Source organism: Mycobacterium sp. ACS4331 (assembly GCF_001667265.1).
Lineage (GTDB): Bacteria > Actinomycetota > Actinomycetes > Mycobacteriales > Mycobacteriaceae > Mycobacterium.
Genome location: NZ_LZHW01000103.1, coordinates 41,704 through 65,643, shown reverse-complemented (window position 1 = coordinate 65,643; position 23,940 = coordinate 41,704). Strand labels below are relative to the sequence as shown.

Annotated in this window: 26 protein-coding genes; 15 read left to right on the top strand and 11 right to left on the bottom strand. The window is 66.3% G+C overall.

Features of this window, described 5'->3' with window-relative positions; translation table 11 throughout:
* Positions 1-2: 2 nt before the first annotated feature.
* Together A5727_RS24830 and A5727_RS24825 are read left to right on the top strand one after the other, a co-directional pair.
* Positions 3-1,052, top strand: a complete 1,050-nt coding sequence (locus tag A5727_RS24830) for a mycofactocin-coupled SDR family oxidoreductase (RefSeq protein ID WP_353612283.1) — start codon at positions 3-5, stop codon at positions 1,050-1,052.
* The gene (locus A5727_RS24825; protein ID WP_068256827.1) at positions 1,045-1,311 is read left to right on the top strand and encodes a hypothetical protein; all 267 of its coding nucleotides are present in this window, start codon (positions 1,045-1,047) and stop codon (positions 1,309-1,311) included. Before A5727_RS24830 ends, A5727_RS24825 begins: the two co-directional genes overlap by 8 nt.
* 3 nt (positions 1,312-1,314) lie before the next feature.
* Here the strand turns inward: A5727_RS24825 and A5727_RS24820 are convergent, their stop codons facing one another.
* Complete coding sequence (locus A5727_RS24820; protein WP_068256824.1) at positions 1,315-2,148, bottom strand: FadR/GntR family transcriptional regulator; 834 nt, start codon at positions 2,146-2,148, stop codon at positions 1,315-1,317.
* A gap of 125 nt (positions 2,149-2,273) precedes the next feature.
* Here A5727_RS24820 and A5727_RS24815 point away from each other — a divergent pair, with 125 nt between their 5' ends.
* The gene (locus A5727_RS24815; protein WP_068256821.1) at positions 2,274-3,446 is read left to right on the top strand and encodes an amidohydrolase family protein; all 1,173 of its coding nucleotides are present in this window, start codon (positions 2,274-2,276) and stop codon (positions 3,444-3,446) included.
* A gap of 3 nt (positions 3,447-3,449) precedes the next feature.
* On the opposite strand, the gene A5727_RS24810 is transcribed toward A5727_RS24815, so the two are convergent.
* From A5727_RS24810 to A5727_RS24800, 3 genes are read right to left on the bottom strand one after another with little or no spacing between them, the layout of a single operon-like run.
* The gene (locus A5727_RS24810) at positions 3,450-4,667 is read right to left on the bottom strand and encodes a CaiB/BaiF CoA transferase family protein (RefSeq protein ID WP_068256819.1); all 1,218 of its coding nucleotides are present in this window, start codon (positions 4,665-4,667) and stop codon (positions 3,450-3,452) included.
* Between the two features lies 1 nt (position 4,668).
* On the bottom strand, positions 4,669-5,088 hold the full coding sequence (locus A5727_RS24805; RefSeq protein ID WP_082950018.1) for a Zn-ribbon domain-containing OB-fold protein: 420 nt from the start codon (positions 5,086-5,088) through the stop codon (positions 4,669-4,671).
* Positions 5,089-5,096: 8 nt separating this feature from the next.
* Positions 5,097-6,293, bottom strand: a complete 1,197-nt coding sequence (locus A5727_RS24800) for a thiolase C-terminal domain-containing protein (RefSeq protein WP_068256817.1) — start codon at positions 6,291-6,293, stop codon at positions 5,097-5,099.
* A 148-nt stretch (positions 6,294-6,441) separates the two neighbouring features.
* Here A5727_RS24800 and A5727_RS24795 point away from each other — a divergent pair, with 148 nt between their 5' ends.
* The gene (locus tag A5727_RS24795; protein ID WP_068257116.1) at positions 6,442-7,650 is read left to right on the top strand and encodes a cytochrome P450; all 1,209 of its coding nucleotides are present in this window, start codon (positions 6,442-6,444) and stop codon (positions 7,648-7,650) included.
* Between the two features lie 26 nt (positions 7,651-7,676).
* Here the strand turns inward: A5727_RS24795 and A5727_RS24790 are convergent, their stop codons facing one another.
* Both A5727_RS24790 and A5727_RS24785 read right to left on the bottom strand, forming a co-directional pair.
* Complete coding sequence (locus tag A5727_RS24790; protein WP_068256814.1) at positions 7,677-8,318, bottom strand: TetR/AcrR family transcriptional regulator; 642 nt, start codon at positions 8,316-8,318, stop codon at positions 7,677-7,679.
* 32 nt (positions 8,319-8,350) lie between these two features.
* Positions 8,351-9,121, bottom strand: a complete 771-nt coding sequence (locus A5727_RS24785) for an SDR family NAD(P)-dependent oxidoreductase (RefSeq protein WP_068256811.1) — start codon at positions 9,119-9,121, stop codon at positions 8,351-8,353.
* 90 nt (positions 9,122-9,211) lie between these two features.
* Here A5727_RS24785 and A5727_RS24780 point away from each other — a divergent pair, with 90 nt between their 5' ends.
* The 6 genes from A5727_RS24780 to A5727_RS24755 are packed head-to-tail and all read left to right on the top strand — an operon-like array spanning position 9,212 to position 14,665.
* Positions 9,212-10,453: an alkyl sulfatase dimerization domain-containing protein gene (locus A5727_RS24780; protein WP_068256805.1), complete on the top strand. Its 1,242-nt coding sequence runs from the start codon at positions 9,212-9,214 to the stop codon at positions 10,451-10,453.
* On the top strand, positions 10,454-11,215 hold the full coding sequence (locus tag A5727_RS24775; RefSeq protein ID WP_068256804.1) for an SDR family NAD(P)-dependent oxidoreductase: 762 nt from the start codon (positions 10,454-10,456) through the stop codon (positions 11,213-11,215).
* Between the two features lie 13 nt (positions 11,216-11,228).
* The gene (locus A5727_RS24770; RefSeq protein ID WP_068256803.1) at positions 11,229-12,413 is read left to right on the top strand and encodes a sulfotransferase family protein; all 1,185 of its coding nucleotides are present in this window, start codon (positions 11,229-11,231) and stop codon (positions 12,411-12,413) included.
* The gene (locus tag A5727_RS24765; protein ID WP_068256799.1) at positions 12,410-12,862 is read left to right on the top strand and encodes a VOC family protein; all 453 of its coding nucleotides are present in this window, start codon (positions 12,410-12,412) and stop codon (positions 12,860-12,862) included. Before A5727_RS24770 ends, A5727_RS24765 begins: the two co-directional genes overlap by 4 nt.
* 2 nt (positions 12,863-12,864) lie before the next feature.
* Positions 12,865-13,617 (top strand): SDR family NAD(P)-dependent oxidoreductase, encoded by a 753-nt coding sequence (locus A5727_RS24760; RefSeq protein ID WP_068256796.1) that lies wholly within the window; start codon positions 12,865-12,867, stop codon positions 13,615-13,617.
* A gap of 37 nt (positions 13,618-13,654) precedes the next feature.
* A complete protein-coding gene (locus A5727_RS24755) occupies positions 13,655-14,665 on the top strand; it encodes a zinc-dependent alcohol dehydrogenase (RefSeq protein ID WP_068256793.1) in 1,011 nt (336 codons plus the stop codon).
* A 51-nt stretch (positions 14,666-14,716) separates the two neighbouring features.
* On the opposite strand, the gene A5727_RS24750 is transcribed toward A5727_RS24755, so the two are convergent.
* Entirely contained in the window at positions 14,717-15,298 is a 582-nt protein-coding gene (locus A5727_RS24750; protein WP_068256791.1) for a TetR/AcrR family transcriptional regulator, read from the bottom strand.
* A gap of 88 nt (positions 15,299-15,386) precedes the next feature.
* Here A5727_RS24750 and A5727_RS24745 point away from each other — a divergent pair, with 88 nt between their 5' ends.
* A complete protein-coding gene (locus A5727_RS24745; protein WP_068256788.1) occupies positions 15,387-17,387 on the top strand; it encodes an FAD-dependent monooxygenase in 2,001 nt (666 codons plus the stop codon).
* 78 nt (positions 17,388-17,465) lie between these two features.
* Here the strand turns inward: A5727_RS24745 and A5727_RS24740 are convergent, their stop codons facing one another.
* Positions 17,466-18,458, bottom strand: a complete 993-nt coding sequence (locus A5727_RS24740) for an alpha/beta hydrolase (RefSeq protein WP_068256785.1) — start codon at positions 18,456-18,458, stop codon at positions 17,466-17,468.
* Positions 18,459-18,689: 231 nt separating this feature from the next.
* On the opposite strand from A5727_RS24740, the gene A5727_RS24735 reads away from it, so the two are divergent.
* Both A5727_RS24735 and A5727_RS24730 read left to right on the top strand, forming a co-directional pair.
* Positions 18,690-19,094, top strand: coding sequence for a nuclear transport factor 2 family protein (locus A5727_RS24735; RefSeq protein WP_068256782.1), 405 nt, complete (start codon positions 18,690-18,692; stop codon positions 19,092-19,094).
* A 19-nt stretch (positions 19,095-19,113) separates the two neighbouring features.
* Positions 19,114-19,806: a helix-turn-helix transcriptional regulator gene (locus A5727_RS24730; protein WP_068256780.1), complete on the top strand. Its 693-nt coding sequence runs from the start codon at positions 19,114-19,116 to the stop codon at positions 19,804-19,806.
* A gap of 41 nt (positions 19,807-19,847) precedes the next feature.
* On the opposite strand, the gene A5727_RS24725 is transcribed toward A5727_RS24730, so the two are convergent.
* The gene (locus A5727_RS24725; protein ID WP_068256777.1) at positions 19,848-20,057 is read right to left on the bottom strand and encodes a hypothetical protein; all 210 of its coding nucleotides are present in this window, start codon (positions 20,055-20,057) and stop codon (positions 19,848-19,850) included.
* A gap of 123 nt (positions 20,058-20,180) precedes the next feature.
* The gene (locus A5727_RS24720) at positions 20,181-20,732 is read right to left on the bottom strand and encodes a YaeQ family protein (RefSeq protein WP_068256774.1); all 552 of its coding nucleotides are present in this window, start codon (positions 20,730-20,732) and stop codon (positions 20,181-20,183) included.
* Between the two features lie 891 nt (positions 20,733-21,623).
* On the opposite strand from A5727_RS24720, the gene A5727_RS24715 reads away from it, so the two are divergent.
* On the top strand, positions 21,624-22,352 hold the full coding sequence (locus A5727_RS24715) for a hypothetical protein (RefSeq protein ID WP_231992216.1): 729 nt from the start codon (positions 21,624-21,626) through the stop codon (positions 22,350-22,352).
* Positions 22,353-22,398: 46 nt separating this feature from the next.
* On the opposite strand, the gene A5727_RS24710 is transcribed toward A5727_RS24715, so the two are convergent.
* Entirely contained in the window at positions 22,399-23,298 is a 900-nt protein-coding gene (locus tag A5727_RS24710) for an SDR family NAD(P)-dependent oxidoreductase (protein WP_068256768.1), read from the bottom strand.
* Between the two features lie 50 nt (positions 23,299-23,348).
* Between A5727_RS24710 and A5727_RS24705 the strand changes: the two genes are divergently transcribed.
* Positions 23,349-23,936: a TetR/AcrR family transcriptional regulator gene (locus A5727_RS24705; protein WP_068256766.1), complete on the top strand. Its 588-nt coding sequence runs from the start codon at positions 23,349-23,351 to the stop codon at positions 23,934-23,936.
* Positions 23,937-23,940 lie beyond the last annotated feature (4 nt).

Below are 23,940 nucleotides of genomic sequence, written 5' to 3'. Positions count from 1 at the left end.
CATTGCGCTTCGTTGCGCGTACCAGTCTGCGCGAGACCATTCTGCGGGTCGCGGTCCTCGCACGGTCACCAGGTCCACTGTTGGCAGAGTGGCTGCCGGACGCCGCGGCGGTCTACCCCGCACCCGATGAACTCAGACCAATATCCAAGGGCGCGCTTGCCGATGCCGGTCCGTCCGTCGTAGCTTTACCCGAACAGTCGAACATTTCGAGTGAAAGGTGCCCCGATATGGCTCAGGCGCCGCGGGTCGCATTCATCACCGGCGCAGCCCGGGGCCAGGGCCGAGCGCATGCGGTCCGGCTGGCCGCCGACGGTTCCGATGTGATCGCCGTCGACGTGTGCGCCGACATCGCCACCATTCCGTACCCGATGGGGACCCGCGACGACTTGGAGGAGACCTGTCGACTGGTGAAGAAGCAGGGACGTCGCGCCAGCCTGCAGGTCGCCGATGTCCGGGAGCTGGAGCAACTGCAGCAGGCGTTTTCGGCGGGGACCGCCGAACTCGGAGTGGGCTGCGCTGACATCGTGATCGCCAATGCCGGCGGCTGCGCCTACCCGTCGGACGTCGACGAGGCACGGGCCTTCCGCGACGCGGTGGACATCATGCTTGTCGGCGTGTGGAACACCATCAAGGCGACGACACCGGCGCTCGTCGAGGCCGGGCGCCCGGGATCGGTGGTGCTGACCAGCTCCACGGCTGCGGTGAGGGGGTTCACGGGCGGCTGGGGCGGGCTCGATGGCTATACCGCGGCCAAGGCTGGAATCCTTGGCCTGTTGCGGCTGTTCGCGAATCTACTCGGCCCCAAGGGTATTCGGGTCAATGCCATACTGCCGACGGGTGTCGATTCAGGGATGACGCGCAATCGGGCCTTTGTCGACTGGATCGGCACGGTGGCCGACAATCCCATCGGCAATATGCGCAATGTGCTGCCCGGAATCGACGTGCTGCAACCCGACGATGTCGCAAATGCGGTGGCCTGGCTGGTCTCCGACGAGGCCCGCTATATCAGTGGGGTCTGTCTGCCCGTCGACGCCGGATTCTGCAATGCCTGACCGCCCGCCACGCCGCGAGATCGAAGAAGACCACGATCTGCTGACCTTCGGCGAGGCCGGTGCGCGACTGCACCGAGAGATCACCGAGGAGCGTGCGACCATCGCCGGGCTGGCGGATAACGACCCGGCCCGCCCTGCGGTGCAGCGTCGGCTGCGACTTCTGGAGGAGGCCGCCGAGCGCAACTTCCGCGGCCGGATCACCGACGAGAACTTCGAAAGGTTCTTCGGTTACCGGGGTACGGCACGGCGAAGCCTCTGAGTGTCACTGCCAGTCGACGAGATGGTCGGCCAGTTCGGGGGCAACCTCGAAGATCGCCTGGGCGGCCGATTCCATGTGGTCGCGCATCAGGCCGCGTGCGGTCTCGGCGTCCCCGCCTTGGATGGCATCCGCGATCCGAATGTGGTCGAAGTGCAGGCGGGTCCGGGTGTCCTTACTGAAATGGTTGGCCCCGCCGCCGGCCGTGCGGCTGGCGAAGATGTGGCTCACCGATTCGGTGAGCAGATCGAGCACCGGATTGGGATCGATGTCGCGGACCAGCAGATGGAAACGGCTGCCCGAGTCGACGTAGTCCTGGCTGGACAGGGTTTGTTCGGTCACCCGTGCCATCCCGCGCCTCGTCTCTTCGACCATTTCGGCCACGGCCTGCGGGTCCGCCGATCCGTTGCGTACTCGCAGCGCGGCCCGTTCGGCCGACAGCGGTTCGAGCTGGATCATCGCCGAGTTGACGTCGCCCATGGTGGCCCGGGCCAGCTGCAGGTGCATCGTCATCGTCTCGCCGAAGCGTTGCGGCCCCCGGTGGCCGACCACCGGCCCGCCACCGTTGCCCCGGCGGATCTCGACGATGCCCTGCAACTCCAGCACGCGCAGTGCCTCGCGGATGGATGCCCGTCCGACTCCGAATTCGGCGGCCATCGCCTGCTCGGTGGGCAGCGGGCTGCCGGGGACCAGCCGATCCAGGGCGATCTGCCGGACGATGTCCTGGGCGATGGCCAGTGAGATCTTGCCGCGCCGTGTCCGGGCGACCAACTCCTGCCGTGCGGGATGGGGAGTGGCCAGCGCGTCGATGGTCATCGGCAGAGCCCGATCTGCATGCATGCACCTCTTTCGAACAGTGGGGTATTCAGGCTACCTCGTCAGACGACGGGTGGAGCTCTTCCCGATCCGCCCCAAATATGAGTATGTTCGGTAGGTCGCCGGTAGCCCGGCCCCAGGAGGATGCCATGCCGCTTCAGGACAGCCACCAGATCATCTCCGTCGACGATCACCTCGTGGAACACCCACGTGTGTGGTTGGACCGGCTGCCCGCCCGCTGGCGCGACGACGCACCGCAGATCAGGGAAGTCGGCAGCGCCCAGCTGTGGCATTACAACGACACCCGGTTCGCCACCATCGGACTGAATGCGGTGGCCGGTAAGCCCCGTGCGGACTGGGGGGTGGACCCGGTCCGATACGAGGACATGATCCCGGGTTGCTATGACCCCGCGCTGCGGGTCAAGGACATGGATGTCGACGGGGTTCAGGCGGCACTGTGCTTCCCGTCCTTCCCGGGTTTCGCGGGCAGCACCTTCTTTCACGGCAGGGACAAAGAACTCGCCCGGCTCTGCATCCAGGCGTGGAACGACTTCTACATCGACGAATGGTGTGCCACGGCCCCCGACCGGTACATCCCGTTGGGCATCCTGCCGTTCTGGGACATCGAGGCGACGGTGGCCGAAGCGCAGCGCCTGCTGGACAAGGGGGCACGCACCCTGTCCTTCCCCGACACGATGTCGGTGTTCGAGCTGCCCTCGTTCCACACCGATCATTGGGATCCGCTGTGGCAGTTATGCTCCGATGCCGACCTTCCGGTTTCGCTGCATTTCGGCGCCGGAGGATACGTACCGGGATTCTCGTTCTCCGGCGCACCTTTCGCGCCGAAGACGATGAAGAGCAAGGCCGCGCCGTTCGCCGTGGCCATCGCGGTCTTCGCCACCAACTCCTGGTGGACCACCGTCGATCTGCTGTTCTCCGGCAAACTGCAACAGTTCCCGAATCTGAAGTTCTCGCTTGCCGAAGGTGGGATCGGCTGGGTGCCCTACATGCTCGAGCGCACCGACTTCACCTGGGAACGCCACCGGTACTACCAGGACATCGACTTCGATGCCCGGCCCTCGGAGTTGTTCCACCAGCACTTCTGGACCTGCTTCATCGACGACGAGCACGGCGTGGAGAGCCGTCACAAGATCGGCGTCGATCGCATCATGCTGGAAAGTGACTTCCCCCATTCGGATTCCAACTGGCCGAACTGCCGAAAGCGTGCCGCGGAGGTGTTGTCGGCTGTGCCCGATGAGGAGGTGGTGAGGATCGCCGAGGCGAACGCGCGCGAACTGCTGCACTTTCCGCGCACCGCCTGAGCATCAGGTGATGGCGCCGCCGATCTTCAGGTTCAGGATGTCCTCGTCGCTGTAGCCGCACGCCCGCAACACCTCATCGGTGTGTTGGCCGTGCCCGGGTGCCGGGGTCAGTTCGGTTGTCGCCTCATCGAACTGCACGGGGGCGGGGACCAGCGGTAACCGCGCACCGTTGTCATAGCCGACCATCGAGAAGTAACCGTTGTCCCAGGCCTGTTGGTCGGTGAGCGTATCCCGCGGTGACTGCACGACGCTCCACTGGCCCTCCTGGCTGTCCAGCACCGACTTCCAATGTGCCAGTGGATGTTGCGCGAACAGCTCGTCGAGTAGTTGCACGCAGGTCTCGATGTTGCGGTACCGGCTCTTGGCGGTCGCGAGCAGAGGATCGTCGATCCACTCCGGACGCTCCACCGCACGGCAGAAACCGGGCCAGTACCGGTCGGCTTCGAGCATGGCGAGGAAGACGAACCGGTCGTCGGCGGTGCGGTAGACATTGGCCAGCGGATTGCCCGGGTGGCGCCGATCTCCGCGGGGCAGCTGCTCGCGGTCGGTGACGTAACTGCCCGCGATGGTCGACTGCATGGCCCACAGGCCCGCCGCGAACAGGGAGGCGTCGACGACAGCGCCGGAACCGGTCTGCGCCCGGTGATACAGCGCCGCGCAGATCCCGCCGGCGAGATTGAGCCCGGCCTGGATGTCGCCGACCGCCGGGCCGGGCAGGTTGATCGGATAGTCGTAGTCCACCGGGCGCGCCGCGGTGGCCAGTCCGGAGCGCGCCCAGTACGAGATGCCGTCGAAGCCGCCACGGTCGGCATCGGGTCCGCGCACGCCATGTCCGGTGCCCCGGGCGTAGATGATGTCGGGTTTGCGGGCGTGGATGTGCTCGGCGTCGATGCGCAGACGCTGACGGGCCGGACCCAGGAAGTTGGTCACGAAGACGTCGGCCTGATCGACCAGCGCCATCAGTGCGGCGTAGCCGTCGGGGTGCGCGATATCAATTCCGGCGCAGCGCTTCCCGCGATTGAGCACCTCCCAGAGCATCGTCACTCCACCGTCGCCGGGCTTGACGCCGAAGGCCGACAGGCCACGGATCGGATCTCCAGTCTCTGGGTGTTCGATCTTGATGACATCGGCGCCCCAGTCGGCCAGGGCGCTGGCCGCCGCGGGCACGAAGCCGTAGAGCGCCACCTCCAGCACGCGAACGCCGTCCAGTGTCTTGGTCACGTCAGATTCCTCCGGTGTCGTCGGGAATGGGTTCCCAGTGCGCGAGCATCACCCCGGCCGCATCGGGATGGGGGTTGAACCGCATGGGCTGTCCTGCGTGCAGCGGTGGCGTTCCGTCGAGGCGGGCCAGCAGGCGGATCGACGGTTCGGCGAGGAGCGCGACGAGGACCAGGGTGTGCGGGACGGGAAACGCCGGATGCACCGGATGACGTACCACCGTCCACGAGTACACGGTGCCTGCGCCGTTGACCTCGCGCCACTGCAGCGTCGTAGACGCGCAGCGTGGACACTGCGGTCTGGGCAGGTGGATGAACTCGGAGCAGGCCTCACACCACTGCACGGCCAGGACGCCCCGCTGGAGCGCCTGCCAGAACCCGCCGGTGTCGGGATCGTCGATGACGGGGGAGGGCGCGTCGGGCACGGGTGGTCCTATCCGGCGGTGGTGAGCAGCAGGGCGCCCGTCGCGGTGGGCAGGCCGGACGTCACCAGGCACACCTCGGCGCCCGCCACCTGACTGGTCGAGGTGCCGCGGATCTGCCGAACACCCTCGACGACGTGGTTTAGACCGTGCAGATAGCCCTCGGAGAGGTTGCCGCCGGCGGTGTTGACGGGCAGTGCGCCGCCGACCCGCAGCGCGCCGGACGCCGCGAACGGGCCACCGTCGCCCTTGGCGGCGAAGCCGTATTCCTCCAGTTGGAGCAGCACAGTGATGGTGAAGCAGTCGTACAGTTGCGCGACGTCGACATCGGCCGGACCCAGACCTGCCCGGCGGTAGAGGATTTCGGCGGTGCGTGCCGATGGCTGCACCATCGGGTCGGTACGCATCAGTGCCGGGAACACGAGCCCGGGCTGCTGGCCGGCCCCGCCGGCCTGGGCGACCGCGCGAATGGACACCGCCGGCGCGGCGGAGTCGCGGGCTCGCTCGGCGGAGGTCACCACCACCGCGCACGCCCCATCGGTCTCCAGGCAGTAGTCGTAGAGGCGCAGCGGGTCGGCGATCGGACGGGAGTCGAGGTAGTCGGCCAGCGTCATGGGCCGGCCGTACATCTGGGCGGCGGGATTGGCATTGGCGTGCTCCCGGCAGGCCAGTGCAATGGCGCCGAGGTGTTCTGGCAGCGTTCCGTATTCGATCATGTGGCGCCGCGCGATCAGGGCGAACATCTGCCCGGGTGCCATGAGGCCATACGGAAGGAAGAACTCGTCGTAGGAGCCGTTACCACCGACCGGACGACGGTCCCGCCGGCCGCGGCCGAAGCGGACACCGGAACGCCCGTTGAGCGAGCGGAAGACGAGCACGGTGGTGGCCAGACCGGACGCTATCGCCGCGCATGCCTGAGCGATCATTCCGGCAGGCGCCGAGCCGCCGGTGCCGGTCGAGCCCCAGTACGTCAGCAGCGGAAGGCCGAGCGCATCGGCGAGGTCGTTGTGGCGGACGGTGTCCTGTTCGCACCGGACGATGCCGTCGATGTCGGCCGGGGACAAGCCGGCGTCGGCGAGGGCCGCGGTTGCGGCGGCTGCGGCCAAGGCCAGTTCGGTGCGACCGGACTTCCTGCTGAAATCGGTGGCGCCGATCCCGACGATGGCGCACCGGTCGCGCAGTGGGTGCGCCGCGGTCTGTTCGGCCATACCGCGACATTACGGGCCGGACCGTTGAATATGGCTACATTCGTCGATCGTAAGCGGCTGTCGGCGGCGCTTGGTCGCGGGAAACCGCCGTAAATGGCCTTGAAACCTTGCTATGTTATTCCACAGGCTGACCAGTGCGGAGGTTCAGATGACCGACACCCTCAACGTCGAGGCGCCGGACATACCGATCGATCTCTACTCGGCGAAGTCGTTCAGCAAGGGCCATCCCTTCGATCAGTATCGGTGGCTGCGGGCGAACGCCCCGGTCTACCCGCACCCCGACCCCGACGGCGGGCATTTCTGGGCGGTCACGCGCAATGCCGACATCCGCTATGTGGAGCATCACCCGGAGCTGTTCCAGTCCGCCCCGTCTGTCGGCATCGCCGATGCGCAGATCGAGGTCGGATTCCTCTCGATGGACGGGGCGCGGCACCTGCAGTTCCGCAAAATCATTGCACCCCGGTTGATTCCGCCGCGCGTCAAGCACATGGTTCCCGACCTGCAGCGCCTGGCCGCCGGCATCGTCGACGAGGTGGCGGGGGACGGTGAATGCGATCTGGTCGATATCGCCGGCCGAATGGCCGGTTACACCGCTGCCGCACTGCTGGGAATCCCGCGCGAACACGGACATCGGCTGCACGAGTTGTTCATGATCACGCACAGCTCACCAGATGTGGTGGGGGAGGCCGCGTTCCAATCGTCGTTCGTCGAAATGGCCTCGATGGGCCTCGAGGCGCTGGCGGCGAAAAGGGCTGATCCAGCAGACGATGTACTGAGCGCGTACGCGAACATGGAGGTCGACGGTCGCCCGATCACCGATATTGAGTTCCTGGGCAACTTCATCCTGCTCAGCGACGGCAGCCTCGACACGTCGCGCAATCTGATCTCCGGCGGGATGAAGCTGCTCTTCGATCATCCCGACGTACGTCGCCGTCTGGTCGCGGACCTGGACGCCCGGCTGCCCGGCGCCATCGAGGAGATGCTGCGGCTGCTCTCACCGGTGGTCTACATCCGCAGGCTGGCCACGCGGGACACCGAGCTGGCCGGCCAGCCCATCGCCGAGGGGGAGAAGGTGGTGATCTACTACGGTTCAGGCAACCGGGACGAGAGCGTCTACGACGATCCCGAGGCGTTCGACATCGACCGTAAACGCGGTGACCACCTGGCTTTCGGTGGCGGCGGCCCGCACTTCTGCGTCGGCTCGCACCTGGGCAGGGCCGAGGGCTCGGTGATGATCCGTGAGTTGCTCACCCGGCTGCCCGATATCGAACAGGCCGGACCCGAGACGTGGGCGGCGACCAGTCTGACGTCTGGACTGGCGACCCTGCCGGTGCGCTACACGCCCAAGCGCCGCTGACCGCTCGGCGCCTTACGTCACCGTGTTCAGCTGTCCTCCGGCGACGCGGTGCGATACTCCCGAGCGATTGCGGTGGTGATGGCTTCCAGTTGGCGGGCGAGTCGGCCGGCATCGTTGAAGGTGCGGTCACCGGCGGCCAGCCGGGTGAACACGCCGGTGATGTAAGTGGTGACGGCGGTTGTCTGCGCGTCCAGCAGTTGGGGGTCGGCGGTTTCAGGCTGCAGGTGCGCGATGGCGTCTTGGGCAAGCTCGATCGTTCGACCGACCACCTTTGCCGAGGCTGTGGCCAGTTCGGGGTCGCGCATATTGTTCAGCATCAGCTCGTGGCGTGCCCGGTTGAGTGCCAGGCCGGCGCCGTCGGCCTGCATGAGGGTCAGCTCGGCGAGATGGGCGAACGGCACCTGCGGATCAAGGGGATGCTCGGTGACCGAGCGCAGGTTGGCCAGATCGATTTCAGCGACGCGCTTTCCGACCCCGCGCAGCAGCGCGGCCCGGGTGCGGAAGTAGTACGAGGTGGTGCCTTCGGGGACGTTGGCATAACGGTCGACTTGGGCGTGGGTCAGGCCCCGTGAGCCGTGCTGAGCCAACACCTCGATTGCCGCATCGCACAGTTCGCGACGTCGCTGCTCGCCGTCGCGTTTGCGTGTTGAGGAAGTGTCGGTGTCCATTGTCGTGTCGGTTGTCAGCGCACCACTGCGGTTCAGCGCAACACGGTGCCGCCGTCGATGTTGACGACTTGACCGTTGATCCATTCTCCCTCATCGGAGAGCAGGAACGCCACGAGTGCGGCGACGTCGGCCGGTTGGCCGACGCGGGTGCTGCGGATGCGCCGCAACGCGGCGGCCTCCAGGTCGGGCCACTGTGGTGCGTTACGGATCGTTTCGGTTGCGGTGAATCCCGGAGCGACAGCGTTGCAACGGATTCCCTCCTTTCCCCACCGGGACGCCACGTGGCGGGTGAGCGCGCCGATTCCGGCCTTGGCGGTGGCGTAGGCGGGTCGGGCCGGCTCTCCCTGGAATGCCGCGGCTGAGGACATGTTGACGATCGCGCCGCCGCCCTGCTGCAGCATCGCCGGAATCGCGTGTTTCATCGCCGCGAGGTAGCCGCGCAGGCTGACCGTCATCACCCGATCCCAGACATCGAGGTCGATGTCCACCACGTCGGTGTCGGCGCGGAGGGTGGACATATCGGCCCCCACGTTGAAGAGCAGGTCCAGCGCGCCGAAGGTTTCCACCGCGGCGCCGATGAGGTCGGCGACCGACGAAGGATCGGCGAGATCGAAGACGACCGGCACCGCCGTCCCGCCGGCGTTGACGATGCGCTGCACGATCTCGACGGACGCTTCCTCGGCGACGTCTCCGACCACAACGCGGCAGCCCTCCTGCGCCAACCGCATGGCGGTCGCGGCACCGAGGCCGCTGCCCCCGCCCGCCACGACCACGACCTTTCCCGACAAACCCCGCAACCCCATACCCGTCGTCCTCACTGTCGCCCTTTCGGCTATTGACTTTACCTCTATGGTTCTAGAGGATCAGCCTCTATAACCATAGAGGAGGTAGTGATGGCCGGGATTCACCGCAGGCGGCCCGGTGCCGATGACCTCGAATCCGCAACTGACACACCGGCGATCCCGCTCGGCAACGACATCTGGATGTCCCCCGGGGTTTCCAACGCCTACGCGATCGGCACGGATGACGGTCGCGTGATCGTCAACGCCGGGTTGGTGTTCGAAGGACATCTGCGCGCGAAAGCCTTCGCCGAGATCGCCGGACCCACCCGCAGCATCGTCATCACTCAGGGGCATGCCGACCACTGGGGAGCTGTCAACGCACTGCGTGATCCCGAGACCGATGTGGTGATGCATCGCAACTACCGCTATTGGCGTGAAGACAATGCCCAGTTGATGGGCTACCGGGTGCCCAAGACATCGTTTGCCTTCCAGAAGTTCTCCGACGCCGTCGCCGAGCATCTGAAGACCGTCGATGCGGCATCCATCGACTTCTCCTTCCCCGAACCCACCACCACCTTCGACCTTGAGCGCCGGTTCGACGTGGGCGGTCGACGCTTCGAACTGACCTGGACACCCGGCGGTGAGACCACGGACTCGCTGGTGATGTGGCTACCCGATGATCGAATCCTTTTCACCGGCAACCTGTTCGGTCCGCTGTTCGGACACGTGCCGAACCTGATGACCATCCGCGGCGACCGTTACCGCGATCCGATCCTCTACATCGAGTCCCTGAACACGGTGCTCGACTACCGGCCCGAAATGCTGATCACCGGCCACTTCGACCCGATCATCGGCGCCGATCTCATCACCGAAGAGGTGACGGCGATGCGTGATGCCATGCAGGCCGTACACGATCGCACCGTCGAATTGATGAACTCCGGAGCCGACCTGCACACCGCCATGAGAGAGGTGAAGGTTCCCCAGCACCTCGATATCGGCGAGGGCTACGGCAAGACCTCCTGGAATGTGCGGGCGATCTGGGAGATGTACACCGGATGGTTTCGGCACCGGTCGACCACCGAGTTATACGGAGTGCCAGCAGATTCCGTCGCACCCGATGTCGTCGCGGCCGCCGGAGCGGGCTCGCTGGTGGCGGCGGCGCGCACCCACCTCGATGCCGGCCGCCCGGTGCAGGCGATCCACCTGACCGATCTGGTGCTCGCCGTCGAGCCGACACACACCGGGGCGCGCGCAGCGGCTGCCGAAGCGCACGAGGCGTTACGCGCGGGCACCGAGAACTTCTGGGAAAAGGCTTGGCTCACAAAATCGATCAACGACTTGAGGAAACACTGAATGACTGCGATCACGAACGACGTCTCCTACGACTTCACCGGCTGTCACGTGCTGGTGACCGGTGGGACCAGCGGCATCGGCCACGCCGTTGCCCGCGACTTCGCCGGTGCCGGGGCCAGCGTCACGGTCACCGGGACCAGGGCGTCGGCCGGCGACTATCCCGAGGTCGACCTGACCGGGTTGCAGTTCCGGCAGTGCCAGATGTCGGATAAGGCCGCCATCGACGACCTCGCGGCGTCCCTGGGGAATCTCGACGTGCTGGTCAACAACGCCGGTGGCCCGTACGCCGGCCACGCCGACGAGTGGGACGCGGACGGCTACGCCGGATCGGTGGAGGTCAACCTGTTCGCCCATGTGCGGCTCACCCTCGCCTGCCACGAGCTGTTGAAGGCCAGCACGGTGCCGGGTGGTGCCAGTGTGGTCACCACGGTGTCGATGTCGGCGTTCGTCTCGGCGGTCAACGTTCCCGCCTACAGTTCGTCCAAGGCGGGAATGGTGGCCTTCACCAAGAACCTGGCGCGCCGGTGGGTCGAGGACGAGATCCGGGTCAACGCCGTGGCTCCCGGACTGATCGACACCAGGTTGACGCACCCGGTACTCGACATCCCGGAGATGCTCGAGCCAGAACTGCGGCATATCCCGATGAACCGAATGGGCATGGCCGACGAGGTCTCGCCGGCGGTGCTGTTCCTGTCCAGCAACGCCGCCCGCTATATCACCGGAACCACGATCGCCGTCGACGGCGGCTACCTGACTGTCTGAAAGAGGCTGGTGTATGAGTGAATTCGACGAAGTGCGCACACCCGACGACGTTCTCAAGCTGGCCGCGCGACGCTCCGGCCTGGTCGACATCGACTCCGATTCCTGGCGTGAAGGCCTCGCCATCGTGCTCGACGAGCTGAACTCCTCACCGGCCTTCACCGGTCCCGGTCGAGAACGCATCATCGACGACGCGGCCAAGGCGCTGGAGCGGCGGCTGCAGATCCACGACTACATCCAGCACCATCCCGAGGTTCTCGACACTCCCGTGCAGCGCCCGATCTTCACCATCGGTATGCCCCGCACCGGGACCACGGTGATCAGCTACCTGCTCGACCAGGATCCGCACCGCCGGTCCCTGTTGCACTGGGAGTGCATGACCCCGGTGCCGCCACCCACCGCAGATGCGTTGCGCAGTGACCCACGCTGTCTGGAACTGCTCGCACAACAACAGCAGATCCTGGAGATGGTGAAGGCGGCGAATATGTCGCTGCCACACTGGGAGGACGCCGACGGCCCCACCGAATGCATGTTCATCCACAACCAGGACTTCAAGGGGCTGTCGTGGGATGCTTTCCTGGCGACGCCGCGCTACGCCCGGTGGCTGCTCAACGAGGCGGACATGACCAGCACCTATGAGTATCAGAAGCGCTATCTTCAAGTGCTGCAATCGAAAGCGCCCGGCACCTGGAGCCTGAAGATGCCGTCGCATTCGGTGCACATCGAGGCCCTCCTGCAGGTGTTCCCCGATGCCCGGTTCATCTGGGCCCACCGTGATCCGTACAGGGCCACCGGGTCGTTGGGCAATCTGCTGAAACTGCCCAAGAGCATGGTCCTGCACCCCGAAGCTCAAGCCGAGGTCGAGTGGGCGACCAACCTCAAAGAACAGATGAGCCAACACGTCGCGCGCCCCCTGCGGACCCGCGCGCGGATCGGCGACGATCGGTTCTTCGACATGTACTACCACGAGATGATGGCCGACCCGATGGGCGTCATGCGCCGCATTTATGAGTGGTCCGGCGATCCGCTGGAGGCGGACACCGAAGCGAGCATGCAGAACTGGCTGGCCGATCACCCCCAGGACCGATACGGCAAGAACGCGTACACGCTCGACGAGTACGGCCTCACCGTCGAGGAGTTGACCCCGATCTTCGCCGACTATCTCGAGGCATTCGACATCGAACTGGAGAGTGCACAGTGAACCCGGATGATCTCTATCACGTCGGACTGATCGTCGATGACGTGGAGGCAGCCGCGGCACGGCTGACCGCGGCCGCCGGATACGAATGGACCCAGCCGGTGCAGGCCACCCTGTCGGTGACCGCCGACGGGAATGAGATGGATGTGCCGTTCTCCTTCGTCTATTCGCTGCAGGCCCCGCATCTGGAACTGGTCCAAGCGGTGCCCGGGTCGGTGTGGACCGCCGCACCGGGACAGGCCGCCCATCACCTCGGCTACTGGGTCGATGATCTCGCGTCGGCCGCCGCTCAACTGGAGTCCTCGGGCTTTCGGTTGGAGGCCCGGCCCACCGGTGACGAACTCTCTCAGTTCGCCTACTACATCGATCCCGTCGGGGTGCGGATCGAGATCGTCGATCGGGGACTGTTTCCGGACTGGCCGGGATTCCTGAACGCGATGCGCCGCGGCTGATCATGGGGGACTCATTGGATGGTCGCCGCGTCGTGGTGACCGGTGCGGCCACCGGTATCGGCGCTGCCGCGGTCAGTGCCCTGACCGCGGCGGGCGCGCAGGTCTTGGCCACCTTCCACCAACAGCCGCCGGCCGATGACGGTGGGGACTGGGTGGCGTGCGACGTCACCGACCCGGAGAGCGTCGAGCAGCTCTTCGCGACGGTTCAGAATCGTTGGGGCGGAATCGATGTCCTCATTCACGCCGCCGGCGCGTGGAAGCCGGGCATTCCCGGCCAGATCGACCTGGCCGATCTGGATACGGTGCTGGCCACCAACTTCACCTCGACGGTGTTGACCAACCAGGCGGCGTACCGGCTCATGAAGAGCTCCGGGGGCGGGCAGATCATCAACTTCGGCTCGGCGGAAGCCGTGATGGGCAGCCCACTGGCCGCCGGTTACGCCGCCGCCAAAGCGGCTGTGGCGGCCTGGACGCGCTCGGCGGCCAGGGCGTGGGCCTCCGATCACGTCACCGCCAATGCGCTGGCACCCGCCGTGGACACCCCCGGCGCCCAGCGACTGCGTGACTTCCTCGGTCCGGAGGCAGCGCCGTTCCTGGAGCAACAACTGGCACAGTCCATTCCGCTCGGAGGTGCCCTGGGCGACCCGCTGCGCGATATCGGCCCGGTCCTGGTGTTTCTCAGCAGTCCCGGCGCCCAGTTCATCACGGGTCAGCTGATCGCCGTCGACGGCGGTCTGGTGATGCTCGGCAGCTGATGGTGACAGCACGCAACCCCTCCGGAAGGATCAGAACGTGAAGGTTTCGACGGTCACCGGTCCCGGCACGACCGAACTGCTCGACGTCGACCGGCCGCAGCCGGGACCGGCAGACGTCCTGGTGCGGATGCGCGCATGCGGAATCTGCGGCTCAGACGCCTTCTACATCACCATCGGCGGAATTCCGCCGCGTCAGGGATGTACACCGCTGGGCCATGAACCCGCCGGGGAAGTGGTGCAGGTCGGTGCGGCCGTCACCGGTGTCAGCGTGGGTGACCACGTGGTCATCAACCCGATGGCCGCACCGAGCGGAATCATCGGCAATGGGGGAGCCGCCGGTGCATTGGCCGACTTCCTGTTGATCGAGAACGCGGTCCGCGGTGTCTCGCTGGAGGTCATTCCCGATCACATCCCCTGGGAAGTCGCCGCACTGAACGAACCCATGGCGGTCGCCAGGCACGGTGCCAACCAATGCAGTCCCAAGCCTGGGGACAAAGTCGTGGTGTTCGGAGCCGGCCCGGTGGGGTTGGGAGCGGCCTTGGCGTTCAAGTCCCTCGGCGCCGGCCATGTGGCTGTGGTCGACATCCTCCCGGGACGGCTGGACAAGGCGCTGCAGATCGGCGCCGATGCCGTCATCAACTCCGCGGAAGAAGACGTCGTCCAACGCCTCATCGATCTGCACGGTGAGGGCGAAGCGATGTGGCCCGGCAAGGCGGGCACTGACATCTACCTGGACGCAGCCGGTGTACCCGCCGTTGTGACCGCCGCGCTGTCGGCGGCGAAAAGGCGTGCGACCCTCGGCATCGTCGCCGTCCACAAGGAGCAGGTGCCCGTTGATCTCGTCAACATCATGAGCAACGAGATCACCATCGTCGGATCCATGGGCTATCCCGACGAGATCTTCGAGGTCACCAAGGATCTCGTCGAGAACTGGGAGAAGTACGCGGTGATCGTCAGCCACACCGTCCCGTTCGACGAGGTCGAGCGTGCGCTGCAGCTGGCCGGCACTCCGGGAGCGGCCGACAAGGTGGTGGTCACCTTCCCGTAGCGCGTCCGGTCGTCGTGGGGGCGCGGTGGCCGGAACGTCACGGGCGGTGGTTCAGTCGGGAACCGGAAGGCCGTTCTCAAGCAGATCGAAGATCGCGTTGAGGGCCGCAAGTGGGTCGGGCAGGTCGCTGGCGAATTCCGGGATCTCCAGGATGTAGCGTGCGGCGGCCCGCGCTGTGACGTCGTGGGCCGGACGGCCCAGTTCGGCCGCGATCGCCTCGGCGAGCGGCTCCTCACACCGGATCCAGAGTTTTCGCGAGTACTCCCGCAGTGCTGGTGTGCCCATGATCAGCTCGGTACGGCGGCGGAATTCGGGAGACGGGCGTGACTTGAACGGGCCGCGCCCGGCCATGAACGCGCGCAGCGCCGCCATGGCCGACACGCCGTCCGGCCGGTCGTTGAGCGCGGCGAGCAGGCGTTCGCGCCGCTCGACGCCGTCGTCGAACAACACGGCCGGCTTGCCGTCGGGGACGTGGTTGAACAACGTCGGCACTGAGACATCCGCCGCGTCGGCGATGTCTTTGACCGTCACCGCGTCGTAACCGTTGGCCAGGAAGAGACGTTCGGCGGCCTCTGCGAGCGCACGCCGCGTCGCCGCATTCTTGCGTTCTCGTCTGCCGAGCGTCTCTGTCATCACCGTCACCCTAGCGAAAGCCCACCCTCGCCTATATCGTAACTCACTATAAATATTAAGCGACTAAAGATATGGAAAGGGGTGCCTCATGGTCTCTTCGTCGACGACGGATACCTCCGTCGACACGACCGCGGTTCTGGTGGTCGGTGGCAGTCTTGTCGGCCTCAGCGCGGGGGTCTTCCTGGCGGCACTCGGTGTTCCGACGATCGTCGTGGAAAAGCATTCCGGGAGTGCGATTCACCCGCGAGCCATCGGATACACCACGCGCACGATGGAGCTGTTCCGAAGCGTCGACCTGGACCTTCCGCCCGTCGCGCCGGGTGCCAAGCCGCGCCGAGCGCGGGTGCACAGCCTGGCCGGACCGTGGTTCCAGGAGTACCCGTGGTCGCCCCCGGGGGCGGCGTCCTCGAATCCCGACGACTTCTCTCCCGAGCATGCTGTCGGCATTGCGCAGGATCGATTGGAGCCGGTGCTGCGTGACCGTGCCGTCGCACTCGGCGCCGACATTCGTCTGGGGACAGAACTGGTTGAGTTCGACCACGACGAACAGGGCGTGACGGCCACGCTGAAGAGGCGCTCCGACGGCAGCGAGTACCGCGTCAAAGCGGACTACCTGGTCGCCGCTGACGGCGCGGACAGCGGCATCCGGCGCCACCTGGGCCTCACCCGCAGTGGACGGGGTCTGCTGTCGGTGCAACGCAGCATCCTGTTCCACGCACCCGCGTTGGAGCAGTTCCTGCGCCGCGGTGTGGTGCAGTTCGAGGTCGAGCAGTCCGGATTCAACGCTTTCCTGACCACCTACCAGGACGGCCGCTGGGTGTTGATGCTCGCCGACGACCGCGACTACACCCCTGATGAACAACGGGCAGTCATCCGGCGCGCCACCGGCATCAACGATCTCGCCATCGATCTGATCACGACGGGGCGATGGGAACTGTCCGCGCTCATCGCTGAACGCTTCAGCTGCGGACGGGTCTTCCTGGTCGGCGACGCCGCCCATCAGCTGCCGCCCAACCGTGGCGGTTACGGCGCCAACACCGGCATCGAGGATGCGCACAACCTGGCCTGGAAGCTCGCCGCCGCCCACAGCGGGATCAGCCGGCCCACGCTGCTGGACACCTACGACAGCGAGCGACGCCCCATCGCCTGGCTCCGTCACCGCCAGATCTTCGCCCGTGCCGACTACAAGGCCCACCTCGACACGGCCCGGCCCGAGACCGACATCATCGGCGACGTTGCGATGGAACTCGGAGCGCTCTACCGCTCCGCGGCGCTGCCCGACGCCGATCCGGACCTGCCGGACGCCCAGACACCAGAACAGTGGGCCGGGCAGCCCGGTACTCGAGCGCCACACCTGTGGATCACCGAAAACCATTCCACCCTTGATGATTTCGGTCGCGGCTGGACACTCGTCACCGATTCCGACGCATGGCGCGACGCCGCCGGCAGCGTCGAACGCGAGCTCGGCGTGGGCGTTGACGTCGTCTGCGTCGGCCCCGACGACGAGATTCATCCCGCCTTCACCGCGGCCTACGGCATACGCGGCGGGGGAGCGTCTCTGATTCGCCCCGACGGGTATGTCGCCTGGCGGGCCACCACTCCACCGACCAGTCGCACCGAAGCGCTCACTGCCGCGCTCACCACCTGCGCCATGCCCTGTGCACCGCGATCAGATGATGGTGACCGCCTCGCGCTCATCGATCTCACTATGCGCTACGCCGACGCCGTCAATCGCGGCTACAACGGCAAGAGCATCAATCCGGGCGCGTTTGCGCAGATCTTCGCCGCCGACGCGGTGTTCGACGGCCTGGGCGCAGCACCCACCGTCGGCGCCGCCGCCATAGCCGCGGAGCTTCCCGATGCGACGGCCCATCTGCCCTTCGCGATGCACGCGTTCCTCAACCCCGTACTGACCATCGATCGAGACACCGCCGCCGGCACCTGGCTCATGTGGGTGGCCGCCGATGGCGACGGCGACCCCCGCACCGCCTACCTCGGCGCCGACCTCACCTACACCCGCACTCCCGCGGGGTGGCGTGTTCAGTCCATCACCGTCACACCGGGGATGCGGATACCGAGTGGGACATGAACATCCAGCCCGCCGCGTGGTCGCCACTAGCAGGCGATGGCCGGTGTCGGAGTGCCCAGAGCTGACGTCGACCGCGGCTCAGCCGCTGCTCAAGGCGTCACGCAGGAAGTCGATCGTCAGCTTGCGGGCGACGTTGGCCGCCTTGGTGTTTCGCAGACTGTCGAGCATGAGGAAATCGTGCACCATGCCCGCAACCCGGACCGAGGTGACGTCGTTCCCGGCTTCCCTGAGCTTGTTCGCGAACAGCTCGCCCTCGTCGCGCAGCACATCGGCCTCGTCGGTGATGACGAGCGTCGGCGGAAGACCCGCGAGCTCATCGATGCTCGCCTGCAGCGGCGCCGCGTACCTCTGCGTGCGCTGCGCCGGGTCGGAGGTGTAGGCGTCCCAGAACCACTGCATGCCCTCGCGGGTCAGGTAGTAGCCGTCGGCGAACTGAAGGTAGGAGGGAGTGTCGAAGTCGGCGTTGGTCACCGGATACAGCAGCGCCTGGGCCTTGAGGTCGATGCCGCCACGGTCTTTGTTCATCAGGGTGAAGACTGCGGACATGCACCCACCGACCGAATCGCCGCTGACGGCGATGCGACTGGCGTCCATGCCGTGCTCCGAACCGTTCTGCACGATCCACTGGCCCACGGCGTAGTTCTGTTCGATCTGGGTGGGGTACCGGTACTCGGGTGCGCGGTCGTACAACGGGAACACGCCGATCGCACCCGCTCCCACGGTCAGTTCGCGGAAGAGCCGGTCGTGGGTCACGTCGTCACCGAAAACCCATCCCGCGCCGTGGATATAGATCAGCACGGGCAGTGGACCGCTGGTTCCGCGCGGCCGGATGATGCGAGTACGGACCGTGCCCCATTCGCCGGCATCGATGTCGACCCATTCCTCGTCGACCTCGGGCCGCGGGACGCTCGGGTCGGTCTGCAACTCGACGAGGAGCGAGCGCCCCTGTTCCGGCGGGACCTCGTAGATTCGCGGGTGCGGAGACGTCGCATCCGCCAGCGCCTGCGCTTCGGGTTCGAGATAGGGAGCGATCGGTGGTGGCAGCGCCGAGGAGGACGGTGTGTGCGGCATGGCTTTCCCATCTGCGCGTGGGGGTCCGAGCGTCCGGCGGTTGCAGTATAGAAGTGGTCTTCGGCATGTGCAGCACGAACCGAGATTCGTCGGTGACATCGAGCGCCAGCGGCCGTGATCGGGTTGGGGTTCGGTGCCGGATGCGGCGAACTGCGCGTTCTGTCGTGCCCCTCAAACTCTGCACTCAAACACCGACATACCGTTGTCGCAGCCGTGTCTGAGGCTGGTGTCATGACCGATAACGCGAACATGGTGCACACGAACGGGGCTGCCGCGGATGCGGCGCTCGCGGTGTGGCTGGAGATGTGGAACACCGACAGTGCGATCGCGCGTCGAATCTGCAGTGAGGACTTCCGGATTCACTTCCTGATCTCCGAGCCGGATGGGTCGAACCCGGGCGACGACGTGCTCGGCGCGGACAGTTTCGCTCGGTTCCTGGCTCGGTACCGCGAGCGGCATCCCGATGTGGTCTTCATCGAGGTCACGAGGTCCGTGGACGGCGCGCACGGGCGGATGCTGTGGAACCTGCACGCCGGGGAGGTCGTTGCGGGCGGGATCGATGTCTTCGACTTCACCGAGGACGGGCTGATCCGCGAGGTCTGGTCAGTGAACGGAACGCGCCCGCACCGAACCTGAGGCCTGGAGACTTCCTTTCATGAGGAGAGCCGAGCGGATGTACGCGCTGGTGGATCTGCTGCGGGGAGCACGCCGGCCGCTGTCGGCAGCTCGGCTCTCCGAGGAGTTCGGGGTGTCCAAGCGCACGATCGAGCGGGACATCCAGTCGCTCCAGCTGGCGGGCGTCCCGATCTATGCCGAGCACGGAGTGTCCGGAGGGTATTCGATACTGCGGGAACATTCCCTGCCGCCGCTGAATCTCACAGTGCCGGAGTCACTGGCGGTGCTCGCGGGACTGGGTCTGCTGGAGACCTCGCCCTATGGTGCGGCCGCGCGGAGGGCGCGGGCGAAGATTCTCGCGATCAGCCGCGAGGATCAGCTGGCGCCGGTCGATGAGGCGTTGGCGTCGATGTTCGTCATCGACGCCGACTCGCCGTCGGAAGCGGCGGTCTCGCTGATTCCGGAGGCGATCGCCGCGCGCCGTGTCCTGCGGTTGGACTACACCTCCGAGGACGGCGAAACCCACACCAGCCGTGAGGTGGAGGCGATGGGCCTGCTGCGTGGCGGGGATTCGTGGATGTTCGTGGGGTGGTGTCGGCTGCGTGAGGGCATCCGCGGATTTCACCTCGAGCGCATCCGGCAGTTGGAGATCACCGGAGAGGTGTTTCCCGAACGTGATCCCGCGGTGCTGGACGCGGATCTGTCACGATGGCGTACCCGACGGCTCGGGTGATGCATCTGAATCAGGTGGACCGAGACAGGGGAGAGGCGGGTTCACACGACGCTGCTGACGATCGCGATGACCAGCCCGCACAGGGTCAGCACCCCGACCATCACCGCGGCTGCGATCGCCCGGCGTCGTTGGTGCCGTCGAGCACCGTGGATCGCCACCGCGATGCCGGCGAGAATCAACGCCGCATAGGCCGCAAGTCCCACAGTGAGCGTCGCCGTTGCCGCGGCGCTGGCCAGAGTCACGTTGTGCATGCGGTGAGCCTACGATGCGAACGGATCCATCTTGCCGTCGGACAGGACGCGGCTGCCGGTCTGCGGCTGCGCACGGAAAAGTCTTGGGCGGCTGGCGGAATCAACCGCCTCGGGCTCTGACGTCTATTCCAATGGCTCGGGGGTGAAGGTGGCGTCGACACCGCCCACCGTCATCGTCACCTGACCTTCCATCACCATGACCTGTGCCGAGACCCGCCGATCGACAGTCTGGGCCAGTTGCTGCACCGGCGCATGCGGGATCTGCACGACGGACAGATTCGGCAGCCTCGCCACTTTGGGTCCCACGGTGCGCCACCAGGTGGGCACGCCGGCGGCGAAGGGGAACAGCAGTACCTGGTCGGCCTGGCTGACCGCCTTGCCCAAGGCCCGTTCATCGGGCTGGCCAACGATGATCCACTCCAGGATCCGGCCCGTGTAGTCCGCGAGCGCCACGTCCGGTACGCCGGGGGTGGACAGGCCCGCCCCGAACGTCAGCTCGCCGTCGACGTCGCTGAGCCGGTGTGCACGCAGCCCAAACGCCAACAACCGCACCACCATCCGCTCATCGGTCTCGCTGGGATGACGGGCCACTGTCAGTGCGTGGTCAGCGTAGTACCCGTGATCGACATCGGAGACGCCGAGTTCGACTTTGAACACCGTTGCAGAAAGGGCCACGCCATAGTGTCCACCCTGGTGAGGCGTGCGGGGTAGTCGGGCCGCGACTGTCGAACCGCCAGTTCAGGTGACAACCCGTGTTCGAGTTGGCGGGCGACGACGAACGGTACTCGCCGCGGACAGGCCTGCACACAGACAGGGGCACTACATAACCTCAGCGCGCGATCTGTGCTTCTCCACGGCGCACCCGAACGCGCTACGAGTGCCGCAAGGTCATGATGCCGCTGGCCGCTGCCGGCCACGGCCTACTGCAGTGGCGCGTGACTCAGAAGTGTTTGTGGCAGTGCGCCTTTCATGCCAACCCGGACATCGCTGGTACCTCACGCACGGAGGTGAACGTTGGTATATCAACCTCTGGTGGACGAACCCGTCCGCCTCACACACAGCGCTTGCGCTGAGCAGTGTGTCGGCGATGGGGAAGCGGCGGTACGCCGTCCGACCGGCCAACAACCCGAGGTGGCGGGCGACGTGGGCGACCACCGCGGCCGGAACGTCCAGAATTCTGCCCCGCCTCCGACCACCGTTTGTCAGCTAATTCTTTGACGGCGCAGATCGAGGTCGCGACGAAGTGCCGCCCGCCGTGTAGACCACTGGATTTTGCCCATCGCGGAGAATCGCATACAGTGCTAACAACCCCCATGACTCGGGTTATGGCCAGTTCAATGGCCGAAATCACAGTGTGGCAACAGATGAGTCGGTCGCCACACGCACAATATGTCAGCGTCGGATCGACGTGAGGTCGTCTGCACCCTGACACATACAGCAAACCTCCCGGCCTGGCTACGCCGTGCTCGCGGCTGCCCAAATGTCGGCAGTTGCCCGCTGCCTTCGTTCGCCACCGAGGGGAGGGGCCGTGTCCGACCCGGCCCCGCATATTCAACATGCAGAGAAGTGAGCAGGACCATGCCGAAAACCGGCCGCCCCATGAAGATGTTCCGTCGCCACAGGCACGCGACAACATTCGTCGCGACCCTTCTCGTGGTCTCCGGTGTCGGCGGCACGTCGGTGCTCTTGTCGCCGACGCACCGGCATGCGGAGGTCGCCGTGGAGCACCGTTCGGCCGACGCCGCGGACATGACACCCGACGCCGTCGCGGATGAGAAGCCGGCGGTCGTCGCCGCCGCACCGGTGGTCGCGGTCCGCCCACCGGTCGTTGTGACCAAGGACTCCAGCGCCCACGACATCGTGAAGGCCATCGTCAGCCACGGCCGGCACGCGGGGTTGAACGACGACCAGATCATCACTGTCATCGCCACCGCCAAGATCGAGTCCAGCTTCCGTCCGGCGGTGTCGGGCGGGGTGCAGGCCTACGGAGGTCGCGGGACTGCCGCCGACGAGGTCATCGGACTGTTCCAGGAGAAGGCCAGCTTCGGCACCGTCGCCGAACGTCAGGATCCGAACTCTGCGATCACCCGTTTCATCGCCCGGTTCCTCGAGGCGTACCGCAAGCACGGCATCACCGGCGACCATGTGCAGGCGGCGACCCTGGCGCAGAATCCGCAACTGCTCAAGCGCAATCGGGGGATCGGGACGCAGTACTACCGGACCATCCAGGCCGCCATGGGCGACGCCGCAGGCCTCCACCGGCAGGCACTCGACTCGCTGCACCCCATCGCCTGACGGCTGAACGGTTCGACAGGGGAGCGGACGCGATGGTGCAGTCTTCTCAGCGGTGGGCATTCGCGGAGTCGGGCCGCTTGTGTCCGTCTTTCGGTAGATGCGGTCGCAGAGCGGCAGCGAAGATGCGGTCGAGGAGTCGGTCGGGCAGCAGTCGTGTCGCCGAGAGCAGCGCGGCTTCGCGGCCGACGGTGTACCGCGTGCGTGGCTTACGGGCGGTGATCGCTTTGGCGATCACCGCCGCCGCGGCCTCGGCGGGTAGGCCAGACTTGGTTGACGCTTCGGCTTGAGCATTCACCGCCTGAACCAGCGCGCCGTATCGGCGACGCTGCTCGGACGTCATTGCCGCGAGCGGATCGTGGGCGCTGGCGATGGCTCTGCCGAGCATCTCGGTGCGCACGGCGCCAGGTTCGATCACGACCACCTGGACCCCATGGGGGGCGACCTCGCGGCGCAGAGCATCGCTCACGGCTTCCAGCGCGAACTTTGTGGCGGCGTACGGACCGTAGGCGGCCATCGCGATCCTTCCTCCCACCGAGCTGATGTTGACCACGCGCCCACCGCTGTCGATCAGCGACGGCAGCAGGGCTTGGATCATCGCGACGTGGCCGAAGAGGTTGACGTCGAACATGTCTCGCCACTGGTCGACAGCGAAGGCTTCGACCGGAACGTTGGCCTGGACGGCGGCGTTGTTCACCACCGCCCGAAGGGACCGACCCCGCGGGTCATCGCGCACCCTCTCGGCGAGCGCGCGAATGTGCTCAGGGTGGGTGATGTCGAGAATCAGAGGTTCGACATTCGTCCTTCGGATGACGTCGGCGTCGCGTTCCCGCCGGACCCCGGCGAGCACATGAAACCCTCGCTCGGCCATCTCTCGCGCAGTGGCGGCGCCGATGCCGGTTGAGGCGCCGGTGATCACGACCAACTCATTTTCAGTTGACGATGTCATCTTTCGACCTTACGGCATCAGTTGACGTTGTCAACTAAACTGGCCGGGCTATGAACCGCAAGGAATCGGCTGCCGCCACTCGCCGCGCCCTGATCGACCAGGCCGCTCAGCTGCTGGACAGCGGGGGCCTCGATGCCGTTACGTTGCGCGAGGTCGGTGCCCGCGCGGGGGTGAGTCGGGGCGCCCCGTATCGGCACTTCGCCGACAAGGAAGGTCTGCTCACCGCGGTGGCCGCCGACGGCTGGTGCCGTCTCGAAGATGAGATGCGTGAGTTGAACGCCGATCCCGGGCTTTCGCCCCTCGAGAAGGTGCGCAAGGCGCTGACTGCGGTCGTCACCGTCGGTCGACAACAGCCTCACCTGTACCGCCTGATGTTCCGGCCGCCCGAGGGGGATCCGTCCACAGTGCCTCTGGCCGCGCAACGCATGTGTGATGAGTTCCGCGGCATCGTCGTCGGCATTGCCGACCATGAGGACGCTGAGCGCTACGCCGCCATGCTCCTGACTGGTGTACATGGTGCCGTGGGCCTGGAAATGAGTGGACTTCTGCACACCGACAAGTGGCAGACCACGGCCGAGGAACTCACCGAGAGCCTGCTCGCCCTCATCGATGACGCCGCCCGCCGAGGCCACGATTAGGCCA